The 16173-nt window shown below is 58.7% G+C and carries 16 protein-coding genes and 2 pseudogenes; 7 read left to right on the top strand and 11 right to left on the bottom strand.

What is annotated here, in order from left to right; genetic code table 11:
- Nucleotides 1-8 precede the first annotated feature (8 nt).
- The 3 genes from artQ to artJ all read left to right on the top strand — a co-directional run bounded on the left by artQ (nt 9) and on the right by artJ (nt 2327).
- Nucleotides 9-725 (top strand): arginine ABC transporter permease ArtQ, encoded by a 717-nt coding sequence (gene artQ / locus SERRSCBI_RS08005; RefSeq protein WP_042784091.1) that lies wholly within the window; start codon nt 9-11, stop codon nt 723-725.
- On the top strand, nt 725-1393 hold the full coding sequence (artM, locus tag SERRSCBI_RS08000; protein ID WP_033650651.1) for an arginine ABC transporter permease ArtM: 669 nt from the start codon (nt 725-727) through the stop codon (nt 1391-1393). The genes artQ and artM overlap by 1 nt, the downstream gene beginning before the upstream one ends.
- A 199-nt stretch (nt 1394-1592) precedes the next feature.
- Nucleotides 1593-2327: an arginine ABC transporter substrate-binding protein gene (gene artJ / locus SERRSCBI_RS07995; protein ID WP_015377297.1), complete on the top strand. Its 735-nt coding sequence runs from the start codon at nt 1593-1595 to the stop codon at nt 2325-2327.
- Nucleotides 2328-2359: 32 nt separating this feature from the next.
- Here artJ and rlmC read toward each other — a convergent pair whose 3' ends face one another.
- The 9 genes from rlmC to SERRSCBI_RS07950 form a co-directional block, all read right to left on the bottom strand.
- Nucleotides 2360-3490, bottom strand: a complete 1131-nt coding sequence (rlmC, locus tag SERRSCBI_RS07990) for a 23S rRNA (uracil(747)-C(5))-methyltransferase RlmC (protein ID WP_042784090.1) — start codon at nt 3488-3490, stop codon at nt 2360-2362.
- A gap of 68 nt (nt 3491-3558) precedes the next feature.
- Nucleotides 3559-4038, bottom strand: a complete 480-nt coding sequence (locus SERRSCBI_RS07985) for a YbjO family protein (protein WP_047024958.1) — start codon at nt 4036-4038, stop codon at nt 3559-3561.
- Nucleotides 4039-4199: 161 nt separating this feature from the next.
- Nucleotides 4200-5045 carry a putrescine ABC transporter permease PotI gene (gene potI / locus SERRSCBI_RS07980; RefSeq protein ID WP_042784088.1) on the bottom strand — a complete coding sequence of 282 codons (846 nt, stop codon included), beginning with the start codon at nt 5043-5045 and terminating at the stop codon, nt 4200-4202.
- On the bottom strand, nt 5042-6004 hold the full coding sequence (potH, locus tag SERRSCBI_RS07975) for a putrescine ABC transporter permease PotH (protein WP_042784087.1): 963 nt from the start codon (nt 6002-6004) through the stop codon (nt 5042-5044). Before potH ends, potI begins: the two co-directional genes overlap by 4 nt.
- A gap of 24 nt (nt 6005-6028) precedes the next feature.
- Nucleotides 6029-7162 (bottom strand): putrescine ABC transporter ATP-binding subunit PotG, encoded by a 1134-nt coding sequence (gene potG / locus SERRSCBI_RS07970; RefSeq protein ID WP_004938650.1) that lies wholly within the window; start codon nt 7160-7162, stop codon nt 6029-6031.
- Between the two features lie 120 nt (nt 7163-7282).
- A complete protein-coding gene (potF, locus tag SERRSCBI_RS07965; protein WP_033642524.1) occupies nt 7283-8392 on the bottom strand; it encodes a spermidine/putrescine ABC transporter substrate-binding protein PotF in 1110 nt (369 codons plus the stop codon).
- A gap of 406 nt (nt 8393-8798) precedes the next feature.
- A complete protein-coding gene (locus SERRSCBI_RS07960; protein ID WP_004938666.1) occupies nt 8799-9278 on the bottom strand; it encodes a YbjN domain-containing protein in 480 nt (159 codons plus the stop codon).
- Between the two features lie 136 nt (nt 9279-9414).
- Complete coding sequence (gene rimK / locus SERRSCBI_RS07955) at nt 9415-10317, bottom strand: 30S ribosomal protein S6--L-glutamate ligase (RefSeq protein ID WP_042784085.1); 903 nt, start codon at nt 10315-10317, stop codon at nt 9415-9417.
- 56 nt (nt 10318-10373) lie between these two features.
- Nucleotides 10374-10688 (bottom strand): YbjC family protein, encoded by a 315-nt coding sequence (locus SERRSCBI_RS07950; protein ID WP_042784084.1) that lies wholly within the window; start codon nt 10686-10688, stop codon nt 10374-10376.
- Nucleotides 10689-10918: 230 nt separating this feature from the next.
- Between SERRSCBI_RS07950 and SERRSCBI_RS07945 the strand changes: the two genes are divergently transcribed.
- On the top strand, nt 10919-11182 hold the full coding sequence (locus SERRSCBI_RS07945) for a GrxA family glutaredoxin (RefSeq protein ID WP_004938676.1): 264 nt from the start codon (nt 10919-10921) through the stop codon (nt 11180-11182).
- A gap of 39 nt (nt 11183-11221) precedes the next feature.
- Here the strand turns inward: SERRSCBI_RS07945 and SERRSCBI_RS07940 are convergent, their stop codons facing one another.
- Nucleotides 11222-11611 (bottom strand): inner membrane protein YbjM, encoded by a 390-nt coding sequence (locus SERRSCBI_RS07940; RefSeq protein WP_033642521.1) that lies wholly within the window; start codon nt 11609-11611, stop codon nt 11222-11224.
- Between the two features lie 294 nt (nt 11612-11905).
- On the opposite strand from SERRSCBI_RS07940, the gene SERRSCBI_RS07935 reads away from it, so the two are divergent.
- Nucleotides 11906-13594 carry an aspartate:alanine antiporter gene (locus tag SERRSCBI_RS07935; RefSeq protein ID WP_004938680.1) on the top strand — a complete coding sequence of 563 codons (1689 nt, stop codon included), beginning with the start codon at nt 11906-11908 and terminating at the stop codon, nt 13592-13594.
- A gap of 295 nt (nt 13595-13889) precedes the next feature.
- Here SERRSCBI_RS07935 and SERRSCBI_RS24015 read toward each other — a convergent pair whose 3' ends face one another.
- Nucleotides 13890-14105: an ogr/Delta-like zinc finger family protein gene (locus SERRSCBI_RS24015; RefSeq protein WP_071883588.1), complete on the bottom strand. Its 216-nt coding sequence runs from the start codon at nt 14103-14105 to the stop codon at nt 13890-13892.
- Between SERRSCBI_RS24015 and SERRSCBI_RS07930 the strand changes: the two are divergent.
- Nucleotides 14056-15143, top strand: a pseudogene (locus tag SERRSCBI_RS07930) (terminase large subunit domain-containing protein); the annotation flags it as partial. The gene SERRSCBI_RS24015 and the pseudogene SERRSCBI_RS07930 overlap by 50 nt on opposite strands.
- Nucleotides 15143-16167 (top strand): annotated as a pseudogene (locus SERRSCBI_RS07925) (phage portal protein). The pseudogenes SERRSCBI_RS07930 and SERRSCBI_RS07925, both read left to right, overlap by 1 nt.
- The last annotated feature ends 6 nt before the right edge of the window (nt 16168-16173 follow it).

Below are 16173 nucleotides of genomic sequence, written 5' to 3'. Positions count from 1 at the left end.
ACGCCCCGATGAATGAATTACAACCTTTAGCAAGCGCCGCCGGCATGACCGTCGGCCTTGCCGTTTGCGCCCTGATCCTCGGGCTGATTCTGGCGATGCTGTTCGCCGTATGGGAATCGTCCCGCTGGAAAGCCGTCAGCTGGCTCGGCACCGCCTGGGTGACCGTGCTGCGCGGCCTGCCGGAAATCCTGGTGGTGCTGTTTATCTATTTCGGCTCGTCGCAGCTGCTGCTGATGCTCTCCGACGGCTTTACCCTTAACCTCGGTCTGTTCCAGTTGCCGATTCAGCTGGCGATCGACAATTTCGAAGTCAGCCCGTTCCTGTGCGGGGTGATCGCCCTGGCCTTGCTCTATTCCGCCTACGCCTCGCAGACGCTGCGCGGCGCGCTCAAAGCGGTACCGCAGGGGCAGTGGGAATCCGGCCAGGCGCTGGGTCTCGGCAAAGCGGCGATCTTCTTTCGCCTGATCATGCCGCAGATGTGGCGCCATGCCCTGCCCGGCCTCGGCAATCAGTGGCTGGTGCTGCTGAAAGACACCGCGCTGGTGTCGCTGATCAGCGTGAACGATCTGATGTTGCAAACCAAAAGCATCGCCACCCGCACCCAGGAACCCTTTACCTGGTACGTGATCGCGGCGGCCATCTATCTGCTGGTGACGCTGTTCAGCCAATACGTCATCAAGTGCATTGAGCTGCGCGCCACGCGGTTTGAACGGGGGCCGGTCTGATGATTGAATATTTACCGGAAATCCTTAAAGGGTTGCATACCAGCCTGACGCTAACCGTCGCCGCGTTGCTGGTGGCGCTGCTGCTGTCGCTGCTGCTGACGGTGATCCTGACGCTGAAAACGCCGGTTCTGACGCCGCTGGTCAAGGCCTATGTGACGCTGTTCACCGGCACGCCGCTGCTGGTGCAGATCTTCCTGATCTACTACGGCCCCGGTCAGTTTCCGGCGATCCGCGACTACCCGTGGCTGTGGAACCTGCTGTCGCAGCCCTGGCTGTGCGCGATGATTGCGCTGGCGCTGAACAGCGCGGCCTATACCACGCAGCTGTTCTACGGCGCGGTGCGCGCCATCCCCGCCGGACAATGGCAGTCGTGCGAAGCGCTGGGCATGTCGCGCCGGCAGACGCTGCGCATTCTGCTGCCGTTCGCCTTCAAGCGCGCGCTGTCATCTTACTCCAACGAAGTGGTACTGGTGTTCAAAAGCACGTCGCTGGCCTACACCATCACGCTGATGGAAGTGATGGGCTATAGCCAGCTGATGTACGGCCGCACCTACGACGTGATGGTGTTCGGCGCCGCAGGTCTGGTGTACCTGTGCGTCAACGGCCTGCTAACGCTGCTGATGCGGCTGGTGGAGCGCCGCGCGTTGGCGTTTGAGCGCCGCAACTGAAGCCATCCCCCTCTCCAGCCCCGCCATTGCGCGGGGCTTTTTTTATCCCCACTGCAATATTTAATCATTTATATTGCATTTTAATTCACTCAGTGGCAGGGTTATCAGCAGGTGTCCTCGCAAAAACCTCTGGCGATTACCAGTAAAAACAAACGATAGCGAAATAATCACTTTCAGGATCCAGACAGGAGCTCTACGCATGAAAAAACTGCTGCTTGCCGCGACGATGTTGGCCGGAATGACCTTTAACGCCACCGCGGCCGAGACTATCCGCTTCGCCGCCTCCGCCACCTATCCGCCGTTCGAATCGCTGGACGCCAACAACCAGATCGTCGGCTTCGATATCGACTTGGCCAACGCGTTGTGCAAACAGATGCAGGCGCAGTGCACTTTCACCAACCAGGCGTTCGACAGCCTGATCGCCGCGCTGAAATTCAAAAAATACGATGCGGTGATTTCCGGTATGGATATCACGCCGGAGCGCAGCAAACAGGTCGCCTTCACCCAACCTTACTATGCCAACTCGGCGATTGTGATCGCGCAAAAAGGCAAGTTCAGCTCGCTGGCGGATCTGAAAGGCAAAAAGCTCGGCATGGAAAACGGCACCACCCACCAGAAATACATGCAGGACAAGCACCCGGAGATTAACACCGTCTCTTACGACAGCTACCAGAACGCTATTCTGGAGCTGAAAAACGGCCGTATTGACGGCGTCTTCGGCGATACCGCCGTAGTGAACGAGTGGCTCAAAACCAACCCGCAGCTGGCGCCGGTCGGCGAACATATCACCGATGCGCAATACTTCGGCACCGGCCTCGGCATCGCGGTGCGCCCGGACAATCAGGCGCTGCTGGCCAAGCTGAACGCCGCGCTGGACGCCATCAAGGCCGACGGCACCTACAAGGCCATCAACGACAAATGGTTCCCGCAATAAGCAATAAGGCCCGGATAACCGGGCCTTATGTTTTATAAGCGCCGCACCAACAGCGTCAACACTTCGTAGTGCGCGGTATGCGGGAACATATCGAACAGCTGCACCCGTTCGATGCGGTATCCCGGCAACATCTCGATATCTTTCGCCATGCTCTCGGCGTTGCAGCTGGAATACAGAATGTAATCCGGCGCCATCCGGCTCAAATAATCGCACAGCGCCTGGCCGATGCCGCGCCGCGGCGGGTTGACCAACACCAGCTGCGGCACCTGCCCTTCGGCGGTGGCGAAGCGGGTGGAATCGAGCGCCTGAAAGTCGACCTGCAGCAACCCCAATCGCTGCGCCGACTGGCGCGCGCAGGCGATCGCTTCCGCGCTGATTTCGATGCCGGTCAGGCGAGTTTGCGGCTGCGCGCAGTGCAGACCGAAACCGCCGACGCCGCAAAACAGATCCCACATGCTGTCGATACCCAGCGCGCGCACCCAGTCGCGGGCGGTGGCATACAAATCGGCGGCCACCTGCGGGTTGGTTTGGAAGAAGCTTTGCGGGCGGATGAACAGCGGCACCTGATTGAACTGTTCCTCCAGCGCCTGCTGATCGGTCAGCGCGATCTCGCGCTCCCCTTCCATGATCGCCATATGCACCGGCTGAATATTGGCGGAGATCACCTTGAGCTGCGGCAGCTGTTGCTGCAGCCACGGCAGCGCGGCGCGCAGCTGCGCCAGCTTGGTTTCCGAGCGCAGCACGAAGCGCAGCATCACGCCGTCGTCGAGCGTGCTTTCGGTCAGCAGCAGGTATTTCAGCTCGCCGCGTTTGCGCGCCACGTTATACGGCGTCAGGCCGGCGCGGGCGATGAAGCTTTTCAGCACCGCAAACATCGGCGCAAAGCCGGCGGGATACAGCGGGCAGTCGCTCAGATCGACCGGCGTGCCGTCGCGGTGCAGCATGCCGAGCAGCGGGCGCTCCACGCTGCCGCTGACCACCATCTTGGCTTTATTGCGAAATGCGCTCAGCTCCCCCGCCGCCGGCTGCAGCCACTGCGCGACATCGCGCCCGGCCAGCAGCGATTGCAGGTGATGCTGTTTGTCGGCCAGCTGCTGCGGATAGGGCTTTTCCAACCACTGACAGGAACGGCAGGTGCCCGCCGTATACAAAGCGCAATGCATGAAGATACCGTGAAGTTCAGGATGACGAATTAAGGGCGCAGAGTTTACCACTCCGCGCGCCTAAAATCTCACTTGCGCGCGGTGAAGAAGCGGCGGCTGGCGGTGGGGACGAACAGCAACGCCAGGATCACCGCGTCGGGGATCTTTTGCAGGATCAGAACGTGCAGGATTTGGCCGCTGGTTTCCCCCTCCACGGTGAACACCTCGGGGAAGACGCTGCCGATGGTGGCCAGCAGCAGGTAAAGCACCACGATGCACTGACAGGCCACGTAGCCCCAGCGCCCCCAGTTGCGGCCGCGCATCACCGCAAAACCGCAGCTGATTTGCAGGCACAGCAGCATCAGCCCGGCCAGAAAGATAAAGGTGGAATCCCACGCCTGCGCGCTGGTGCTGACAAACTCCTTCGCGCCGTCGACGCCCAGCTCGCCCAGCAGCAGCACCACGCTGATACACTTGATCGCCACCATGGCGGTGCCCGCCACCATCACCGGCACCGGCGCATCCGAAGTCGATCTTATTCCCTGCCCGCTTTTCAGCATGTCTGACATATCCGTGTTCCGCTACGACGCGCCACTGCCCCTACGCCTTTCACATTGCCGCGTTGTTGGCGGCAGTGTGAAATTCATTGGAGCCATTCAAATGGCGCATGTAAAGTCAGGTAGTTAGTTGCAATACTTATTGATTGCAAAAATAGCAGGTTTGTTACGATTCAGCTACGGGCCGCCCGCTGCAATTCACGCGATCGTTGTTTTTCCGAGCGCGCCATAAACCACCAGGCGATCAGGCCGAGAATGCCCACCACCAGCAGGATCAGGCTGGCCAGCGCGTTAATTTCCGGATTCACCCCCATGCGCACGCTGGAGAACACCAGCATCGGCAACGTGGTGGCGCCCGGGCCGGAGACGAAACTGGCGATCACCAGATCGTCCAGCGACAGGGTAAACGCCAGCATCCAGCCGGAGATCAGCGCCGGCGCAATCATCGGCAAGGTGATGACGAAAAACACCTTCAGCGGCGGCGCCCCCAGGTCCATCGCCGCCTCTTCAATTGAGCGATCCACCTCGCGCAAGCGCGAACTGATCACCACCGCCACATAAGCGGTACAGAAGGTGACATGCGCCAGCCAAATGGTGAACATGCCGCGTTCCGACGGCCAACCGAAGGCGTGCCCCATCGCCACGAACAGCAGCAGCAACGACAGGCCGGTGATCACGTCCGGCATCACCAGCGGCGCGGTCAGCATAAACGCGAAGCCGGTCGAGCCGCGAAAACGGCCGAAACGCACCATCACCACCGCGGCGATGGCGCCCAGCACCACCGCGGCAGTGGCGGCGGCGGCGGCGATGGTCAGGCTGAGCCCCACCGCGCTAATCATCGCCGAATCGTGGAACAGTTCGCTATACCAGCGCGTGGACCAGCCGGCCCACACCGTCACCAGCTTGGAGCTGTTGAAGGAGTAAATCACCAGCATCAGCATCGGCGCATACAGGAAGGTAAAGCCGACAGTCAGGATGGCGATGCGCCACGGTGAACGCACTACCGGCAAGTTGTTCATGCCTGGCCTCCCATTTCCTTGTTCTGGTGCTTGTGGAACCACAATATTGGCACGATCAGCAACAGCAGCATGATGGTGGCGACCGCCGAGGCCACCGGCCAGTCGCGGTTATTGAAGAACTCCTGCCACAGCACGCGGCCGATCATGATGCTGTCCGGCCCGCCGAGCAGCTCCGGGATCACGAACTCCCCCACCGCCGGAATGAACACCAGCATCGAGCCGGCGATGATGCCGCCGCGCGTCAGCGGCACGATCACGCTGAAAAAGGTTTTCAGCGGCCGGGCGCCCAGATCCAGCGACGCCTCCACCAGCGAGTAATCCAGCCGGATCAGCGCCGTGTAGATCGGCAACACCATAAACGGCAGGTAGGAATAGACGATGCCGATATACACCGCCAGGTTGGTATGCAGGATCACCAGCGGCTGGTCGATCACCCCTAACCACATCAGAAAGTTGTTCAGCGTGCCGTTGTTTTTCAGAATGCCCATCCAGGCATAGACGCGGATCAGGAACGAGGTCCAGGAAGGCAGGATCACCAGCAACAGCAGGATGTTGCGGGTCGACGCCTTGCTGTGGGCCACCGCCCAGGCCAGCGGATAGCCGATGATCAGGCAACACAACGTCGAAACCGCCGCCACGCGCAGCGACTGCAGATAGGCGTCGATATACAGCGGATCGTCGGTCAGCTGCAGGTAGTTGGCGAAGTTGAGCGCGATGTTCAGTTTGCCGTCCACCCAGCTCATCAGCTCGGTGTAAGGCGGCACCGCCATCGCCAACTCCGCCAGGCTGATCTTGAACACGATCAGGAAAGGCAGCATAAACAGCAGCGTCAGCCATAAATACGGCAGCGCGATCACCAGCTTGCGGCCATGGGCCATCAGCAGGCGATGGAACAGCGCCCTGAGGGCGCCGGGCGCTTTGGCCGGCGGTTCCGGCGCGCGTTCAGAAAGCAGGGTCATACGGGTTACTCCTCACCGGATCCACTACACCGTCAACACGACGCAGCTGTCGGTTTCCCAACATAGACGCACTTCATCGCCCCAGGTGGGCATCCCCTTGCGGAAACGATGGCCGTTTTGCAGCTGGGCGCTGATGATCTGCCCGCTGTGCAGCTTCACGTGGTAGATGGACAGATCGCCCAGATAGGAAATGTGCGCCACTTCCCCCACCGCGAAGTTGCAGCCGTCTTCCGGCACTTGTTCGCACAGCAGGATCTTTTCCGGCCGCAGCGCGACCTGGATCGGCACGCCGTCCACCACCGAGGCGTCCGGATCCACTTTGATCGCATGGCGCAGCCCCGGGCTTTGCAGGATCAGCGCATCGTCGTGGCGCTCTTGCAGCACGCAGTCGAAGACGTTGACCGAACCGATAAATTCGGCGCTGAAGCGGCTGTTCGGATGCTCGTAGATCTCTTCCGGCTCGCCGATCTGCACGAACTTGCCGCGGTTCATGATGGCGATGCGCCCCGCCATGGTCATCGCTTCTTCCTGATCGTGCGTCACCATCACGCAGGTCACGCCGACGCGCTCGAGAATGTCGGTCACTTCCAGCTGCATGCGGTCGCGCAACTTCTTGTCCAGCGCGCCCATGGGCTCATCCAGCAGCAGCAGCTTCGGCCGCTTGGCCAGGCTGCGCGCCAGCGCCACCCGCTGCCGTTGGCCGCCGGAAAGCTGGTGCGGTTTGCGCTTGGCGTACTCCTGCATGTGCACCAGCGCCAGCATTTCGGCCACCCGCTCGGCGATCTCCGCCCGCGGCATTTTGTCCTGCTTAAGGCCAAACGCGATATTCTGCTCCACGGTCATGTGCGGGAACAGCGCGTACGACTGAAACATCATATTGATCGGCCGCTGGTACGGCGGCACATGCGACATATCCTGCCCGTCGAGCACGATCTGCCCTTCCGTCGGCTGTTCAAAACCGGCCAGCATGCGCAGCAAGGTGGACTTGCCGCAGCCGGACGGGCCAAGCAGCGCAAAGATCTCACCCTTATAGATGGTGAGGCTGACGTCTTCGACCGCATTCTGCCCGTCGAAGGTTTTGGTGAGGTTACGGATTTCCAGCAGAGGGGTGAAAACCTTCTGCGACTTGGCTTGAGGACGAGGAATAGCGTCGTTCAATCGGGGTGCTCTCCGGCGTAAAGCGGCACAAAACCACGGCGAGCGCCGTGGCCCAAAACGGCAATGCAGGCGGGGAACACCCGCCTGCCGGTTTACCGACGATGGGGGGCTCCCCCATCATCACTTCCCGCTTTTAACTTTAGTCCATGCGCGGGTAATGACACGGTCCAGCTTCGGCGACTGCACGTTGAGCGTGAACAGCTTGGCGCGCAAATCGGCCGGCGGATAGACGTTCGGGTTATCGCGCACTTCGGCGTTCACCAGCGGCGTGGAATCTTTCACCGCATTGGCGTAGTAAATGTGGTTACTGATGTCCGCCATCACGTCCGGCTTCAGCAGGAAGTTCAGGAACTGGTAGGCGGCGTCCTTGCTTTTGGCGTCCGCCGGCATGGCGAACATGTCAAAGTAGGTCAGCGCCCCCTCTTTCGGGATCGCATAGGCCACATTCACGCCGTTCTTCGCCTCTTTGGCGCGGTTGGCCGCCTGCATCACGTCGCCAGACCAACCGATCGCCACGCAGATGTCACCGTTCGCCAGATCGTTGATGTACTGAGAAGAGTGGAAATAGCGGATGTTCGGCCGCAGCTTCAGCAGCAGATCGTTGGCCGCGCCGGTGTAGTCCGCCGCGTTGGTGCTGTTGGGATCTTTGCCCAGATAATGCAGCACGGTGGCGTAGACCTCGCTCGGCGCATCGAGGAAGGAGACGCCGCAGCTCTTGAGCTTCTCCAGGTTTTCCGGCTTGAAGATCAGATCCCAGCTGTTGACCGGCGCGTCTTTGCCCAACGCCGCTTTCACCTTGTCGACGTTATAGCCGATGCCGGTGGTCACCATCATGTAAGGGATACCGTATTTGTTGTCTTTGTCGTTATGCGCCACCAGCTTCAGCATCTCGGGATCGAGATTTTTGTAGTTGGGGATCTTGCTCTTGTCGAGCGGCTCGAAAATGCCGGCCTGCGACTGACGCTCGAGGAAGTTGGATGAAGGGACCACCAAATCGTAACCGGTGCTGCCCGCCATCAGTTTGCCTTCCAACACTTCGTTGGAGTCAAAGACGTCGTACACCACTTTGATACCGGTTTCTTTCTGGAATTTGGCCAGGGTATCCGGCGCGATATAGTCGGACCAGTTATACACGTGCAGCGTTTTCTCTTCGGCTGACGCCGTGACGGACGCAGCCATCAACAGACCGGCAACCACACCCGATAACCACTTTTTACGTTGGGTGACCATCCGTAACTTCCTCCAAAACAGGGTAAATCATAGAATTGAACTTGTATCTGCAGCGATACAAAACCTTTCCTGATTGAGCGCAATCGTTGCAACCGCGAAATGAATGGCTATGCATATGATTGCATGCGCCTTTTTGCACTGCCCTGCTCGCGTGGTTACAAGGGAAATCGCAAGCCCTTTGCAGAATCAGCAGCATAGCCGCTGCCATCGCAACCCGCCAGCCCCCAGGGTAAAAAACGCCATTTATCGATTTTTTATGCAATTTTTCTCTATGTGATACGGCATTAACGGCGTAAAAGCCGAGAAAGATCGGGCGGCAGAGGCCAAAGTGCAGAATATTTAATTGCGGAGGGGAATCACGGCAGCATGCCGCCGGAGCGACGGCATGCTTAAGGTACAGCGAGGATCAGTGCAGCATCGGCTGACGCACGGCGCCAGCGGGGATCTCTTCTTCGTCCCCCATAAACAGCAGATCGTTCGCCCGCGCCTCGAGGATGACCATCGAGACCTGCTCTTCGCCCTGCTGCATGAAGTGGGTGAACTGCTCGTAGGTGATGCCGACCGCCACGCTCAGCGACTGGCAGACGATCAGCTTCGGCAGGTTGTCGTCCTGAATGTCGACAAAGGCCTTGATGGTCAGCGAGCTGGCGTTGATCTGGCTCAGATCCGCCACCAGCGGGATCAGCGCGGTCGGCTTCACCTCGGCCAGCGCGGAGAACAGAATGACGTTGTCCACCAGATCTATCTTGGCGTCGAACACGCCGTCGAAGTTCTGCATGTGCGGCAGGTGCAGCGCCTGGCAGGAATCGCACTCAAAGAAAGAAATGCCCGACTGATCCAGCCAGCGCCGCAACAGCGCCAAATCGGGGACAATGAGTGAATCCATAATAACCAGCCTCACAATATTCAAAACGCGAAAAGGCGCATAGCTTACGGAATATTCACCCGATACGCCACGATCAATGCGGCTTAATTCACTAATTAAGATATTGCTCGGCGGGAAAAGCGCAACGCGCGTACCGTCAGCCGCCCGATTTCAGGCGGAACCCCGGCCGGCCGCGCTGCTCGACGTATTCGATCATCATGCCGGCAATGTCCAGCCCGGTAGTGGTTTCCACCCCTTCCAGCCCCGGTGAGGCGTTGACCTCCATCACCAGCGGGCCGCGCTCGGCGCGCAGGATATCCACCCCGGCGACGTCCAGCCCCAGCGTGTTCGCCGCTTTGACCGCAATCGCCCGCTCCCTGGCGGTGATGGTCACTTTGCGGGCGCTGCCGCCACGGTGCAGGTTGGAACGAAACTCGCCGGGCTTCGCCTGCCGCTCGATGGCGGCCACCACCCGGCCGCCCACCACCAGGCAGCGCACGTCGCGGCCCTGCGCTTCGCGCACGTACTCCTGCACCAGAATATGGGCGTTCAGGCCGCGAAAGGCGTCGATCACGCTTTCCGCCGCCTGGCGAGTTTCCGCCAGCACCACCCCGATGCCCTGCGTGCCTTCCACCAGCTTGACCACCAGCGGCGCGCCGCCGACCAGTTCGATCAGATCGCCGGTATCGTCCGGTGAATGGGCGAAACCGGTGATCGGCAGATCGATACCCTGCCGGGCCAACAGTTGCAGCGAACGCAGCTTGTCGCGGGCGCGGGTAATGGCCACGGATTCGTTGAGCGGGTAGCTGCCAAGCAGCTCGAATTGGCGCAGCACCGCGGTGCCGTAAAAGGTGATGGCGGAACCGATGCGCGGGATCACCGCGTCATAACGCTCCAACTGACGGCCGCGATAGTGAATGGTCGGCGCCGCCGGGTTGATGTTCATATAACAGGAAAGCGGATCGATGATATCGATGCTGTGCCCGCGATCTTCCGCCGCTTCACGCAGCCGCTTGCACGAATAGAGCGATCCGTCGCGAGAAAGAATGGCAATTTTCACTCGTCACCCCAAAAAGGCCAACGCCTGCCCCGCAGGCGGGTTAGCGGCCGCGGCGCTCAGGCGCGCGGATCGCTGTCCTGATGATTTTTCGATACGTCCGTATCTTGCGGCTTGCGGCGATCGTTTTCCGGCGGCAGGCCGCCGCGCATCAGCGGCCCGAACCCCTGCACCACGCGCCATACCAGAAACGCCGCCGCCGGCACCATCAGCGCCACGCCGAGGAAAATCATGCCGACCGCCGCCTGCTGCGACGCCAGCCAGCCCGGCAGCTGCAGGTGCCCGTGAATGCTGAGGTAGGCCAATACCAGCATCACGATGCCCAGCCCTTCCAACACCAGCACTGGGCGCGGTAAGTCACCGAATGAACGCATATTTTTCTTCTCCAGAAGGTCTGCCCCCAGTGTAGTGAATTCCCGTCGACGACGACAGCCCCGGCAGACTAATTGGTTACATGAATCAGATTAACAGGTAATTCCTGCTTTTTTTTCACCGCCTCAACGGGCATAGTAGGCGCCATCTGACGCAGGTAATGACTTTTTCGGTGACGGGATGTCGTTGCGGTAGCGAACAATTTTTTGAAAATCCAATTAAGGAGCGTTGCATGTTTGCAGTAATCTTCGGGCGTCCTGGCTGTCCTTATTGTGTCCGCGCTAAAGAACTGGCGGAAAAACTGACTGAAGAACGCGACGATTTCAACTTCCGTTACGTTGACATCCACGCGGAAGGCATCACCAAGGCCGATCTGGAAAAAACCGTCGGTAAACCGGTTGAAACCGTTCCGCAGATCTTCCTGGACGAGAAGCACATCGGCGGTTGCACCGATTTCGAAGCTTACGCTAAAGAACACCTGAACCTGTTCCAGTAAGTTTTTGAACGACAAAAAAGGCGCTTAACGCGCCTTTTTTTATTGCCGCTGCCGCCGATGCAGCTGCTGGAGCGTGTGCAACAGACCGAGGGCGAACAGCATCAGCATCGCGCCGAACACGCACCAGAACACCGCGCTGGTGGCGTAAGCCAGCTCCTGCCAGAACGAATAGGACGGCGTCAGCCAGAAGTGACGGATCAGCAGGCAGAGCGGCAAGGCATAAAGCGCCCCCAGCAGCGGACACAGCAGCCGCTTGCGGCTCGACAGATAGCTGGCGATCGCGCCGGGGATCACAAACAGCAGCAGGCCGGTTTCCCCGTGGTGCTCATGATCCGTGCTGCCGAACAGGCCGGTTTGCTGGCCGAGAAACACCAGGTTGAACAACAGAAAACAGCTGAGAATGCCCAGCCAATATCGATAACTCGTCATGCGAATTCTCCCCCGCCCAATTACCGCATCAATAGAAATCAGCCCAGCCACCCGTGAGGTGACGCTGAACCGAATTTTTTCCTTGGCCAAAAGAGAGTTAAATGCGCACGGCGGCGCAGGAAATCAGCTTTCTGTGCTGGCTGTCATCGGTCATAGCGTCTAGAATGAACGCCGCCGAACGATGGTTCGCTTCGCTTTCTGCTGGTGGTGATTTATGACGTCGTTTTAAGGCTGAATTTATCTCTTATAGTTATCTATATCAAGCACTTACTGGTAAACAATAAGTTATCCTCCGTGAACATAAACGTCGCTAGTTTGTTAAACGGTAACTACATTCTGTTACTGTTCGTGGTACTCGCGCTGGGGCTGTGCCTCGGTAAACTCCGTCTGGGCTCCGTCCAACTCGGTAATTCCATTGGCGTTTTAGTGGTTTCCCTGTTGCTCGGCCAGCAACACTTCGCCATTAACACCGAGGCGCTGAATCTCGGCTTCATGCTGTTTATTTTCTGCGTCGGGGTGGAAGCCGGGCCTAACTTTTTCTCGATTTTCTTCCGCGACGGCAAAAATTACCTGATGCTGGCGCTGGTGATGGTCGGTTCGGCGATGGTGATCGCCATCGGTCTCGGCAAGCTGTTCCACTGGGACATCGGCCTGACCGCCGGCATGCTGGCCGGCTCGATGACCTCCACGCCGGTGCTGGTGGGGGCAGGCGATACGCTGCGCAACACCATCGTCAACGGCCCGGCGCTGCTGGCGGCGCAGGATCATCTGAGCCTCGGCTATGCCCTCACCTACCTGATCGGTCTGGTCAGCCTGATTTTTGGCGCTCGCTACCTGCCGAAGCTGCAGCACCAGGATCTGTCCACCTCCGCCCAGCAAATCGCCCGTGAACGCGGCCTGGACACCGACAGCCAGCGCAAGGTCTACCTGCCGGTGATCCGCGCCTACCGCGTCGGCCCCGAGCTGGTGGCCTGGGCCGACGGCAAGAACCTGCGCGAGCTGGGCATCTACCGCCAGACCGGCTGCTACATCGAACGCATCCGCCGCAACGGCATTCTGGCCAACCCGGACGGTGACGCGGTGCTGCAGGTGGGCGATGAGATTTCGCTGGTCGGCTACCCGGACGCCCACGCGCGGCTGGATCCGAGCTTCCGCAACGGTAAGGAAGTGTTCGATCGCGATCTGCTCGACATGCGCATCGTGACCGAAGAGATCGTGGTGAAGAACAGCAACGCGGTGAACAAACGCCTGAGCCAGCTGAAGCTGACCGACCACGGCTGCTTCCTCAACCGCGTGATCCGCAGCCAGATCGAAATGCCGATCGACGACAGCATCGTGCTCAACAAAGGCGACGTGCTGCAGGTGAGCGGCGACGCGCGCCGGGTGAAGAGCGTGGCGGAGAAAATTGGCTTTATCTCGATTCACAGCCAGGTGACCGATCTGCTGGCGTTCTGCGCCTTCTTCATCATCGGCCTTTTGATCGGCCAGATCACCATACAGTTCAGCAACTTCTCGTTCGGCATCGGCAACGCCGCCGGCCTGCTGATGTCCGGCATCATGCTCGGCTTCCTGCGCGCCAACCACCCGACCTTCGGCTACATTCCTCAGGGCGCGCTGAACATGGTGAAAGAGTTCGGCCTGATGGTGTTTATGGCGGGCGTAGGCCTGAGCGCCGGCGCCGGCATCGGCCACAGCCTGGGCGCGGTCGGCGGCCAGATGCTGATCGCCGGGCTGATCGTCAGCCTGGTGCCGGTGATTATCTGCTTCCTGTTCGGTGCCTACGTGCTGCGCATGAACCGCGCCCTGCTGTTCGGCGCGATTATGGGCGCCCGCACCTGCGCACCGGCGATGGAGATCATCAGCGATACCGCGCGCAGCAACATCCCGGCGCTGGGTTACGCCGGCACCTACGCCATCGCTAACGTGCTGTTAACGCTGGCGGGTTCACTCATCGTGGTGCTATGGCCGGGCATACTCGGCTGATCGATTAGCGGGAGAGATGGATCGGCGATAAAAATTATTTTGTATTTTTTTGTCGCCGGCCAGAACTTTCGTTGGGGGCCGCAGTCTGAATTAGTGCCACTGCTTTTCTTTGATGTCCCCATTTTGTGGAGCCCGATAATCCCGCCTTTTAGGTTCAAGATTATCGGGTTTTTTTGTTGCCTTGAAAAATATCCTTATAAAACAATGCTTCGAAAAACACATAATTACCCTGTGGCGACAAAGTGGCGACAGCCATTTTACGGACATAAAAAAACCTGCTTTCGCAGGCTTCTTGTTAAATCCAAAGTGTTCCCTGATTGCTTCGGGTTGGGTGTGGCGGAGCGATATCAACTTTGCCCGGTGATACGATCTGCCGCTGAATGGATTCCAACGTTACAAAAGTACAACTGCAATTTATGTTTTGGCATTGATGATAACGCTCTTTAGTGTTCTCACTAAGAGATCCGATGGTGCTGCCGAACGGCTCCCGCCTGATGTTCCTCGGCACCAACGTGCGCACCGCGCAGAGCTAAATCTGTATCTGGATGAGTATTTCTGGATACCGAAGTTTCACCGCCAGCGGGATGTCGCTGCACAAGCGATGGAGCACCACCTATTTTCCACACCGTCGAGTCTGGCACACTCCGCTTATCCGTTCTGGTCGGGGGAACTGTTCAACAAAGGGCGGCGCAGCAAAGCCGATCACGTTCAGCTCGACCTCAGCCACAGCCACCTGTCAAAAGGCGTGCTGTGCGATGATGGGCAATGGTGCCAGATTGTCACGGCTGAGGATGCGCTGACCGGCGGTTGTAACCTGTTCGACCTCGATCAGCTGTCGCTCGAATACAGCCCGGCTGAGTATCAGAACCTGCTGATGTGTGAATTTGTGGGCGATACCGCGTCGGTATTCACGTTCGCCGAGCTGCAAGGCTGCATGGTCGATACGCTGGAAGAATGGGAGGACTTCAACCCTTACGCCGTGCGGCCGTTCGGTTATCGCCCGGTGTGGATCGGCTACGACCCATCGGAAGCCAACGGCAGGGACAGCGCCGGGTGCGCGGTGATCGCGACGCCCATGGTGGCCGGGGGCAAGTTCCGCGTGCTCGAGCGCCACCAGTGGCAGGGCATGAACTTTGCCGATCAGGCCCAGAAGATTAAAGACCTTACCGAAAAATACTGCGTGGAGTACATCGGCATCGATGCGACCACCGTCGGCCAAGGTGTTTTCCAACTGGTGCGCGAGTTCTTCCCGGCCGCGCGGGAAATCAAATACACCCCGGAAATCAAAACCGCCATGGTGCTGAAGGCAAAAGACACCATCGGGAGCGGCTGTCTGGAATACGACACCAGCCACACCAACATCACCGCCGCCTTTATGGCGATCCGCAAAACCATGACCGCCAGCGGCGCGCGCTCCACCTACACCGCCAGCCGCAGCGAAGAAGCGAGCCACGCCGATGTTTCGTGGGCAATCATGCACGCCCTCTTAAACGAACCGCTGACCGCAGGCAGCGGCCACAGCAGCCCGAACATTTTGGAGTTTTACTGATGAGCAAGCGCAAAGGCCGCAAGGCATTTACCACCCCGGCGCCAGCCCCGGCAGCAGAGCAGAAGCAGGATTTTAAGGCGTTCACCTTTGGCAAGCCGTCCACTGTGCTGGATAAACGGGAAATTCTGGATTACACCGAGTGCACGACCAATGGCAAGTGGTACGAGCCGCCGATCAGCTTCGATGGGCTGGCACGCAGCGTGCGCGCCGCCGTGCATCACAGCTCGCCGATGTACGTTAAGCGCAACATTTTAGCGTCAACGTTTATCCCGCACCGGCTGTTAAGTCAGCAGGAGTTTAGCCGCTATGCGCTGGATTATCTGGTATTTGGTAACGCCTTTTAGAGGTCAGGAAAAATCGACTCGGTGAACCACTGCACCTGCAGTGTTCACCGGCAAAATACACCCGCCGGGGTGTTGAACCTGATACGTATTGGTTTGTGCATGACTGGAAAGAGCCACACCAATTTGCGCCGGGAAGCGTGTTTCAACTAATTGAACCGGACATTAATCAGGAACTTTATGGCCTGCCGGAATACCTTAGTGCGTTGAACTCTGCGTGGTTGAATGAAGCGGCAACACTATTTCGCCGTAAATACTATCAAAACGGCGCGCACGCCGGATACATACTGTATATGACCGATGCTGCGCAAAGTACCAGCGACGTCAACAGAATGCGCCAAGCGATGCGAGACACAAAGGGACTGGGGAACTTCCGGAATCTGTTTATGTACGCGCCGAACGGCAAGCCGGACGGCATAAAAATACTGCCTCTGAGTGAAGTCGCTACCAAAGATGATTTCTTCAATATTAAGAATGCAACGAGGGACGATCTGCTGAGTGCCCATCGGGTGCCACCTCAGATGATGGGGATTATTCCGAACAATACTGGCGGTTTTGGAGATGTTGAGAAGGCTAGTCAGGTGTTTGTGCGGAACGAATTGATACCACTACAAGAAAGAATGCAAGCAATAAATTCGCATTTCAATTGCAATGTGATTAATTTTAAAAAATATATACTATAAAATTAT

This window comes from Serratia sp. SCBI (assembly GCF_000747565.1).
GTDB lineage: Bacteria > Pseudomonadota > Gammaproteobacteria > Enterobacterales > Enterobacteriaceae > Serratia > Serratia ureilytica.
The sequence above is the reverse complement of the archived record's forward strand: the minus strand, read 5'-3'. Positions and strand labels throughout refer to the sequence as shown.